11 protein-coding genes and 2 pseudogenes are annotated in these 8,339 nt (G+C 45.8%); 6 read left to right on the forward strand and 7 right to left on the reverse strand.

Going from position 1 to position 8,339, the window contains the following annotated elements:
• Positions 1 to 241, reverse strand: a pseudogene (locus ACEW9J_RS09365) (hypothetical protein); the annotation flags it as partial.
• 336 nt (positions 242 to 577) lie between these two features.
• Between ACEW9J_RS09365 and ACEW9J_RS09370 the strand changes: the two are divergent.
• The 3 genes and pseudogenes from ACEW9J_RS09370 to ACEW9J_RS09380 all read left to right on the forward strand — a co-directional run bounded on the left by ACEW9J_RS09370 (position 578) and on the right by ACEW9J_RS09380 (position 3,315).
• Positions 578 to 1,697, forward strand: a pseudogene (locus tag ACEW9J_RS09370) (NAD(P)/FAD-dependent oxidoreductase).
• 50 nt (positions 1,698 to 1,747) lie between these two features.
• Entirely contained in the window at positions 1,748 to 2,599 is an 852-nt protein-coding gene (locus tag ACEW9J_RS09375; RefSeq protein WP_373544861.1) for a MauE/DoxX family redox-associated membrane protein, read from the forward strand.
• Entirely contained in the window at positions 2,599 to 3,315 is a 717-nt protein-coding gene (locus ACEW9J_RS09380; RefSeq protein ID WP_373544862.1) for a class I SAM-dependent methyltransferase, read from the forward strand. The genes ACEW9J_RS09375 and ACEW9J_RS09380 overlap by 1 nt, the downstream gene beginning before the upstream one ends.
• Positions 3,316 to 3,345: 30 nt before the next feature.
• Here ACEW9J_RS09380 and ACEW9J_RS09385 read toward each other — a convergent pair whose 3' ends face one another.
• The 5 genes from ACEW9J_RS09385 to ACEW9J_RS09405 form a co-directional block, all read right to left on the reverse strand.
• Positions 3,346 to 3,891 carry a tyrosine-type recombinase/integrase gene (locus ACEW9J_RS09385; RefSeq protein ID WP_373544863.1) on the reverse strand — a complete coding sequence of 182 codons (546 nt, stop codon included), beginning with the start codon at positions 3,889 to 3,891 and terminating at the stop codon, positions 3,346 to 3,348.
• 34 nt (positions 3,892 to 3,925) lie between these two features.
• Positions 3,926 to 4,354 carry a hypothetical protein gene (locus ACEW9J_RS09390; RefSeq protein WP_373544864.1) on the reverse strand — a complete coding sequence of 143 codons (429 nt, stop codon included), beginning with the start codon at positions 4,352 to 4,354 and terminating at the stop codon, positions 3,926 to 3,928.
• Positions 4,355 to 4,537: 183 nt separating this feature from the next.
• Positions 4,538 to 4,945, reverse strand: a complete 408-nt coding sequence (locus ACEW9J_RS09395) for a type II toxin-antitoxin system PrlF family antitoxin (protein WP_373544865.1) — start codon at positions 4,943 to 4,945, stop codon at positions 4,538 to 4,540.
• 78 nt (positions 4,946 to 5,023) lie between these two features.
• A complete protein-coding gene (locus tag ACEW9J_RS09400) occupies positions 5,024 to 5,470 on the reverse strand; it encodes a helix-turn-helix domain-containing protein (RefSeq protein WP_373544866.1) in 447 nt (148 codons plus the stop codon).
• Positions 5,471 to 5,486: 16 nt separating this feature from the next.
• Entirely contained in the window at positions 5,487 to 5,891 is a 405-nt protein-coding gene (locus ACEW9J_RS09405) for a hypothetical protein (RefSeq protein ID WP_373544871.1), read from the reverse strand.
• Positions 5,892 to 6,129: 238 nt separating this feature from the next.
• Here ACEW9J_RS09405 and ACEW9J_RS09410 point away from each other — a divergent pair, with 238 nt between their 5' ends.
• The 3 genes from ACEW9J_RS09410 to ACEW9J_RS09420 all read left to right on the forward strand — a co-directional run bounded on the left by ACEW9J_RS09410 (position 6,130) and on the right by ACEW9J_RS09420 (position 7,769).
• Positions 6,130 to 6,276 (forward strand): hypothetical protein, encoded by a 147-nt coding sequence (locus tag ACEW9J_RS09410; RefSeq protein WP_373544867.1) that lies wholly within the window; start codon positions 6,130 to 6,132, stop codon positions 6,274 to 6,276.
• A gap of 175 nt (positions 6,277 to 6,451) precedes the next feature.
• Positions 6,452 to 7,117 carry an SDR family oxidoreductase gene (locus ACEW9J_RS09415; RefSeq protein WP_373544868.1) on the forward strand — a complete coding sequence of 222 codons (666 nt, stop codon included), beginning with the start codon at positions 6,452 to 6,454 and terminating at the stop codon, positions 7,115 to 7,117.
• Between the two features lie 31 nt (positions 7,118 to 7,148).
• The gene (locus ACEW9J_RS09420) at positions 7,149 to 7,769 is read left to right on the forward strand and encodes an HAD family hydrolase (RefSeq protein ID WP_373544869.1); all 621 of its coding nucleotides are present in this window, start codon (positions 7,149 to 7,151) and stop codon (positions 7,767 to 7,769) included.
• A 57-nt stretch (positions 7,770 to 7,826) separates the two neighbouring features.
• Here the strand turns inward: ACEW9J_RS09420 and ACEW9J_RS09425 are convergent, their stop codons facing one another.
• Complete coding sequence (locus ACEW9J_RS09425) at positions 7,827 to 8,072, reverse strand: tyrosine-type recombinase/integrase (protein WP_373544870.1); 246 nt, start codon at positions 8,070 to 8,072, stop codon at positions 7,827 to 7,829.
• Positions 8,073 to 8,339 lie beyond the last annotated feature (267 nt).

The raw sequence follows: 8,339 nt of genomic DNA on the forward strand, positions 1-8,339 counted from the left end.
GTATGCCCCACTTCCCTTTCTCAAAGGTAGGCGCGTTGACGATCGGATCTAATACTGAGTTGAGATTACTAGAGCAAATATTGGGGCTGTTAGCGATCTGGGTTTGCTTTACCTGGTTTGGTGGTGGATTTAGGGCTGATGCAGCTCGATCTAGTGTCAATGAGCTAGCCACGATCGCCATAGCTACAAAGGCTGAGATCGATCGGTAGAGATAATATTTAATCTTTTGATTGAGGCGCATCAGTGAGTCTTAACGTTACTAATTGAGCAATCTTAGAGAATAGTTCCCTTTTCTAAAGAAATATGAACTTATCTTACAGGGTATTGAGCCATCAGCCAAGACTATATCACAAGAGTGATAATCATTCTCAAATTATTTTTCGATTTTAGCCTCATAGCGCCATAAATCGAGCGATCCAGCCAATCGGCGATAATGCCGACAACCCCGTTCCCGAGAGCCTCGCTGTAAGAGAACCCTCGCGATTTTAATTTAGGAATCCCAGGTTGAGATCTGCGATTAGGACTAAAATAAGAGAATGATTATCATTCTTGAATACCTTTACTCGCGCCCCAGCCTATGAAAAAATCAGAAACTTATGATGTCGTAATTGTGGGTGCAGGTGCGGCGGGGATTGGGATGGGGGTGGTGTTGAGAGATTTGGGATTAGAGAATTTCACAATTCTGGAACGGCATCAAATCGGTGAATCCTTTCGGCGATTTGATGCAAGAGATGAATTTTATCACTCCATCTTTTCCCGCGCATGGGTTTGGACAACTCGACTTAAATGCGATCGCGCGAAAAACTTCTCCCGCGATTAGTTTCCGGCGCGAACACTTAAATGGTACCCAATATGCACGTTACCTAGAAATGGTTGCAGATCGAATTAGCTTGCCTGTCCATACAGGCATTGAAGTCGAGAAAATCGAAATATTACCCCAATGTCGCGGGTTTGAAATTCATGTGCCAGATGGCATTATTCAAACCCAATTTGTGATTTGGGCAGCGGGAGAATTTCAGTATCCGAATTTGAATCCTTTTCCTGGTGCAGATTTGTGTCTCCACAACTCTCAAGTAGACTCTTGGACTCAACTTCAGGGGTATGAGTTTACGATTCTGGGCGGGTATGAAAGTGGTATGGATGCAGCGGTAAATCTGGTCGCTTTGGGGAAAAAAGTCAAGGTACTCGACCGCAGTGGCACCTGGGGCAATACCGACCCCGATGCGAGTGTTTCTCTTTCTCCCTATACGTTGCAGCGAGTCGAGTTGTGTTGCTCGACAGGGCGATTAGAACTAATCGGGAATGCCGCAATTGAAGAAGTAACAGCGATTTCTGGTGGTTATAGCATCCATAGCGAATATGACAAGTGGATTTCACCGACGCAACCGATTATCTGTACTGGCTTTGAAGGCAGTTTAAAACGAATTGCCAACCTATTTAATTGGTCGGATGGCTATGCCCGATTGAATGATGAAGATGAGTCTACCATTACTCCTGGGCTGTTTGTCGTCGGCCCTTCTGTGCGCCATGACAAAGCGATTTTCTGCTTTATCTACAAGTTCCGTCAACGCTTTGCGGTGGTGGCAAATTCAATTGCGCGTCGCTTAGATATTGACCCTGCTGGTCTAGAAATCTATCGCGATGAAGGGATGTTCCTCGACGATCTCTCCTGCTGTGACAACGATTGTATCTGCTAAGAAACACAGTAATGTATAAAGTATTAATTAAAAATTTATCAATTTTTATTATGCAAAATCGATCGTCATCAACTCCAGCCGATCTAAACACCTGCCAGATTAAGCTCTATCGAATGTCTAATGCAGAAAGTGAATGTCCGTGGGGATTAAAAGCTGTAAAGCTTCTACAAGAACGCGGACTAAATTTTGAGGATATTAAATTGCGATCGCGTGAAGAAGTAGATAAATTAAAAGCTAAATATCAAGTATCCACTACACCCCAAATCTTCTGCGGTTTCGAGCGGATTGGTGGCCATACAGATTTAGCCGATCGATTATCTATTACTCTAGTACCAACTAATATTTCCTATACCCCAGTTATCGCTCTATTTTCCACAGCGGGACTGATGACATTAGCTCTCTCGCTGAAGATGTCTGGCTTTATGGGGATAGCTTTATCGATGTTAGCGAGTCTCAAATTAATGGATTTAGATTCATTTACCGCAAGTTTTCAGAAGTACGATCTAGTAACAAAGAGATTCAAACCATACGGTAAAGTTTACCCTTTCCTAGAACTGGCGATCGGCTTAGGATTTTTATCTGGCATCGCACCACTATTAACTGGAATTGCATCGACTACGGTAAGTGTCAGCGGAGTTGTATCGGTAGTCAAAGTTGTATATATCGATAAGATGGCTCTCAACTGTGCGTGTGTGGGTGGGAATTCTAAAGCACCTTTAGGTGTAATTAGTATGGCGGAAAACTTGATGATGACGATAATGGGCGCAATGTTAATTTACACGAGCACAAATATCCCCACCCAAATATCCACTCGAATCAACTCGATCTCCCCATTGCCAATCTTAGATTTAAGTGTTGCTGAATCCAAGCAAACTTTATCGATTAAAGGAGTAAAGTTTTAATGGAAAATAGAGAATCATCTATTGTATTCGATAAAGAACGGGCTGCTTCATATGATGAAAGATCCGCTAAATTAGCACCATTGCGTGACGCACTACATCTACTAATTCGCACGATCCTTGCCGAACTTCCGGCGGATGCCCGAATTCTCTGCGTCGGTGTGGGGACTGGCTCAGAATTGATTTATCTGGCACAAGCATTTCCTCAGTGGCAGTTTACCGCAGTAGAACCTGCTGCGCCGATGCTAGATATTTGCCGTCGTCGCGCCGCAGAATGTGGCATCACCTCCCGTTGTACCTTTCATGAAGGTTATCTCGATTCATTACCCGTCACTGATGCTTTCGATGCGGCGACTTGCTTGTTGGTGTCTCACTTTTTGATGCAGCCAGAGGAGCGGCGCAACTTTTTCAGTCAAATCGCCGCACGACTGCGCCCTGATGGATATTTGGTTAGTGCTGACATTGTTTCGGACATGTCCACACCAGCCTACAGCAGTCTGCTAGAGGTATGGTTGCGGCTGCTCCGGTATGCCGAAGTCCCTGCGGAAGAAGTCAAAAAGTTTCGGGATGCCTACGGTCGAGATGTGGCTGTATTACCACCACATGAAGTAGAGTCGATAATTGCAGGGAGCGGCTTTAGTCAGCCTGTGTTATTTTTTCAGACTCTGCTCATTCATGCTTGGTATACTAAAAAAGGAATCGACAAAAAATGCTCCTAGAGTGATGTGTAGAAATACAATCCCCATCTTTTAATCCACCTCCCGCTCCAAAATTGCATCAGCCAGCGTCTTAGCCGCCTTACCCTGCAACTGCTGTCGTCCATCATCATAGCGAATCAGTGTAGCCAAATTTTTATGCCGACTATGCGCCTGAGCCGAGCGCACATCCCCACCATTAAGATCTAGTAATGCCGTAATACTAGAATGTCGAATCTTATGCGGACTCACCACCCGCTCGATCCCCGCTACTTGAGCCAATCCCCCAACGATCTGATAGAGACGATCGACACTCAGCCGAGTATCTCGACTAGAGACAAATAAAGCTGGACTTCTACTCTCCCCCATACTCGCCAACCAATCAGAAATTGCCTCGACCGTAGCAGCAGCTAAATCGATCGGTTCTTTATCGATTCTCCCCTTCCCCTTGAGATAAAGCCGAGCCTCCAAGGCGTGAAAATCAGATCGATCTAGTCCACACACCTCAGCGCGTCTGAGCGCATTGTCCCAGAGCAATCGCAGCATCGCATAATCCCGTTTACCCATGATAGTAGAACGATCGATCCCATCGATTAACATCTGAAATTGGTCGATTGAGATCCCCCTAGTATCTTTATAAGTTTGAGCCTTCACCGACTTGATATCGTCTAATCTGAAAGCACACAGTTTGCGCTTGGCAGCATGAGTGACAAACGACTTCAACGCCGCCAGCCGCGCATTCACAGTGCCCGCCGACAACTGGGCTTCGAGCAAATGTCCAAGGGTAGGCAATGACATGACCGATCGCCTCCCATTCGGGGAGTTGGAGAAAAGCTACAATCGTCTCAGGGGACACCGCTACTTGGAACTCCCGCCGAAAAAAGTCCCTAAGTCCCGCCGCATAAGATCTTCGTGTAGCTGGGGAAATTTGCAGTTGGAGAAACTCATCCCAGACTCTCGATTCAACTGGTTTAACAGTCAACTGATTTTCCACAGCAGATCCAGCAACGAGATTTGGCGGAGTGGTGCGAACGATCTTAATTGCTGGTAGGTCAATCGCCATATTTGTCTAAGAGTGAACTAAAATAAGGGTAATTGAATAACATTGGAACCAAAAACCAGGTTAAGGAAAACTCACTTCATTTATCTGGCGATATCAAGACCTACAAAGTCTGGTGCTGCTTCAATTAGAGTGACATTTAGAATCACTGTTTTCACATCAAAGATCGCAGGAGTTCGGGCAAGTTCATTCATCTTCATCTACTAGTGTTGCATCGAGATCGAGCGAGAATTGGGCCGCTAGTTGCCCAATTCGGTTGACCAGATCGGTGCTAACTACTTGTAAACGATCGGGATTGGTTTGGATATCTTTGGCTAAAAAACTTAGAAATCTCCCCAAGAGTGGATCGTTAGTTGGCTCTCGATCGGATGGGAGCGGGACTGTTTGAAACCCGTGTCTAGCCGTACCAATTCGTGCTGCCAAATCGCTAACATCCCGCACGCGAGCAAGAATCCGCAATGATGCCAGTAATACTCCAGTGTCATTATCTTCAGCAAAGTCTTGGAAAATCTCCTTCAGATAATCATCGATCTCTTCAGGACGATCTCGAAAATATGCCTCCGTGACTTCATCAAGAGTTCTCAGTTTTCGCATTAGTTTAATACTCTTTGAAGATTTCACGTACTGGATCGGATTGGATAAGATCGATCGGAGTCGATCTCGATCCCCGATCTACACTAAAGATTCTATTGGCTCGATCTCAATTTCGATACTATGTTTAAAACTAATACCTAAAGCACCGACGATTTTCATCAATCGATCGAAACTAATAGCATGATAATGATTGGCTTCATAACGTTGAATTTGCTGTTCTTGAGTATCAATTTTCTCGGCTAGATCTTTTTGAGTCATTCCCGATGCAATTCGAGCTTTAATTAGGGCTGTCGGCAAATCGTTGAATGATTCGATCTGGAATACTGCAACGCGACCGCTCTTGAGTTCCTCATATTCGGTAATCTCTTGTTTTAAGGTAGCAATTACTCGATTGTAACTATTCTTTTGAGATAGTATTTGCCGAGGATATAAATAGGGATCTTTAAGCTCGACACTAGCTGATGCCTGTTCTAATTCTCTTAATTTAGTTTGGGTAACTTTATACTGACGTTCGTTTTGAATCACGATCTTTGACTCCAATTTAGCTAATTAATTCTCTAGGATCTAAAGCGACAACTCCTCTGGGATTACCTTCTTTATCGGTTTGCAAGAAGCGGTCGTAACCAATTGTCGGAAATAGTTCTCCACAGAAGACATCCTGTTGTGAATCGGTATCTTCAACAAATAAGGGATCGAGTAGCTCGAAATCGAGTCCAAAATTATCGTAGTAAGCATCGAAATCACGAGGTTCTACTTTGGCCGAGATGAAGCTACCACCAATAATGACGCGGGTACAACCAGCGATTGCTAATTTACGAAGGGCTGCGGCCAATCCAGTCACAATCCGTTGTCGCTGCGGATTAGTCGCAAACCGTTCCATCAACTCCGACCACCGAATTTCATAGACTCCAGGCGGTAGATAACCCAGTTCGTTAAATGGTGGTATTCATTAACCCAGCAAAAAAAGCGTGTCATACAACGATAATAACATGCTTTTGAGGTTCGATCGTGATTGAGTGCCAACCCTAGTAAAAAGAGCCGAGCGAGTGTCATTACACATACTTACAATACTACAGACTAATGATAAGGAAGATTACTATTAATGGTCAGACAACGATTGTTGGTAGTATTGATGCGCTCTTGAATGTAAGTATTGGTGGTAATACGACGATCGTGGCGAAGTAGTGCTAGTCTGCTACTTGGGTAGCGGTCGAGCAGAGGAAACCTCCGCGACCGAACTCCGCTTGAGTGTGGTAATTGTGCCAGAAAACACGCAGGTGGCGATTCTCCTGTGGGAGAGGCTTTGCCAACGACATCCAGCTTGGACGTGAGTTTTGAGTTACCCTTTTAGTGACACACTGAATTTGGGGTCGAGCTGAGATCGGCCCCAAAACCTGCTGTGGTGGTACTTTACCGCTTGCTCGAAGTCAGTTCTAATCGAACTCATCCCATTCCTGAGTATGGGTGCTAGGATTTGAATTAGAGCTATTACTCATCCATAAACTTATGACAACTTCCGGCTCAATTTTTCTGGCTGGTGCTAGCCGTGGCGTTGGCCATCAAATTGCCCGCATTTTGGCGACCCAAAATTTGCCCGTGTTAGCCTTGATTCGATCGCCTGCCGCCCCCGATCTCCAGGCTCTAAACGTGGCAACGATAGTGGGTGATGCCCTCAACCCGACCGATGTTACTAATGCCATGACCGATCGAATTAGTGCGATCGTCAGTACGATCGGCGGAATGCCCCAGGATGGACAGCGAGCGGATTTCCTCGGCAATAAACACTTAATTGATGCGGCGGTGAAAAATGGGGTAGATCGGTTTATTTTAGTTTCCTCCATTGGTGCGGGTGATACCAAAGATGCCATTCCAGCCACTGCTTACGCAGCTTTGGCATCTGTGCTAGCTGATAAGGAAAAGGCCGAGCAGTACCTAATCGATAGTGGATTGAATTATACGATCGTCCGTCCTGGTGGTTTGAAATCGGAGCCAGCCACGGGCAATGGGGTATTGACCTTAGATACCCATGTGGCTGGCAGTATTTGTCGAGCAGACGTGGCGACTTTGGTATGTCGTTGTCTGGCATTGGACGCTGCTCAAAATCAGGTGTTATCGGCATTCGATCGAAACATGGTTTACGGCACGGCAACGTATCGAGAGTTCATGGTGTAAGCTAAAAGCATTGTCTCGATCTTTGTGCCTGATGTCTGTTTCCTTCGATCGACGGGACTGTTGGATTTTTGACATGGACGGGACGCTGACCATCAGTATCCACGACTTTGATGGCATCAAGCGCATTCTGGGGCTACCGCTCGATCGACCGATCCTAGAAGCTCTCAACGAGCTGCCTGCCGCCCAAGCCGCCCTGTTACACCAACAGCTCGACGCTTTAGAGCTAGATATCGCCCACCGCGCCACGGCACAGGTCGGTGCCAGAGAACTCCTGACTAAATTGCGACCGCCTTGGTGGCGCGCTTCGCGTTCGCGGGGTGCTCAAATTGGTATCCTGACTCGCAATAGTAAACCCAATGCCCAGGCAACCCTAGCTGCTTGCGGATTAGCTGAATTCTTTCCAACAGAATCGATCCTTAGTCGCCATTGTTGTCCGCCCAAGCCAAGTCTAGACGGGATTTGGCAATTGCTATCGGGTTGGAGCGCATCCCCCGATCGATCGGTGATGGTGGGAGATTATCTATTCGATCTCGAAGCTGGGCGACGGGCTGGCAGTGCCACTGTCTATCTCGATCCTACTGGAGAATTCCCGTGGCAAGATCGCGCCGATCTGCCGATTACGACCTTAGCCGAAATCACCGCCATGCTTTAGAAGTGCCAGTGGAAAGTTTCGATAGAGTAAGATAGGCAAAAGTTTCGAGCTATCCTTTTAGTCGCTCGTTTTCCCGCCATTCCCCATCAACAAATCCTCCAACATCCCAGAAGCACCTTTTTGTTCCTGCCGTCGATTATCATCGTACAGAGTCAAAGTATTCTGATTGCTATGCCGACTCAACGCTTGCGCCGCCCGCAGATTACCCCCACTAGCATCTAAAAACGCTGTAATCGAACTATGCCGCAATCGATGAGGCGACACCCGCCGCTCGATTCCCGCAGCCTCCGCATACCCCTGCACGATCCGATAGATCCCACATTCCGCACTTCAATTTTCACGACAAATACTTAGTCTTATTTGTTACTCATTTAAAAATGAATACGCAAGCAAAAAGACTAAAACAAGTCCAAGCTAATACTACATTTGAATTATCGAGACAGTAATAAGATCGTGGATAAAACTCCCACTAACTTTATAGAGAAATGAATTTTAAACTAGAAGAAATTGAAATTAAAAATCTAGATCACTTAGGAATAGTTGCGGGAATTATAGATGAAATAGGGATCG

Origin of the sequence: Chamaesiphon sp., from assembly GCF_041737865.1 — a bacterium.
GTDB lineage: Bacteria > Cyanobacteriota > Cyanobacteriia > Cyanobacteriales > Chamaesiphonaceae > Chamaesiphon.

Excerpts from the sequence above, each read along its gene's own strand:
- ACEW9J_RS09375 (WP_373544861.1), top strand. The coding sequence starts at position 1,748 with ATGCAAAATCGATCGTCATCAACTCCAGCCGATCTAAACACCTGCCAG.
- ACEW9J_RS09380 (WP_373544862.1), top strand. The coding sequence starts at position 2,599 with ATGGAAAATAGAGAATCATCTATTGTATTCGATAAAGAACGGGCTGCT.
- ACEW9J_RS09385 (WP_373544863.1), bottom strand. The coding sequence starts at position 3,891 with ATGTTAATCGATGGGATCGATCGTTCTACTATCATGGGTAAACGGGAT.
- ACEW9J_RS09390 (WP_373544864.1), bottom strand. The coding sequence starts at position 4,354 with ATGGCGATTGACCTACCAGCAATTAAGATCGTTCGCACCACTCCGCCA.
- ACEW9J_RS09395 (WP_373544865.1), bottom strand. The coding sequence starts at position 4,945 with ATGCGAAAACTGAGAACTCTTGATGAAGTCACGGAGGCATATTTTCGA.
- ACEW9J_RS09415 (WP_373544868.1), top strand. The coding sequence starts at position 6,452 with ATGACAACTTCCGGCTCAATTTTTCTGGCTGGTGCTAGCCGTGGCGTT.
- ACEW9J_RS09420 (WP_373544869.1), top strand. The coding sequence starts at position 7,149 with ATGTCTGTTTCCTTCGATCGACGGGACTGTTGGATTTTTGACATGGAC.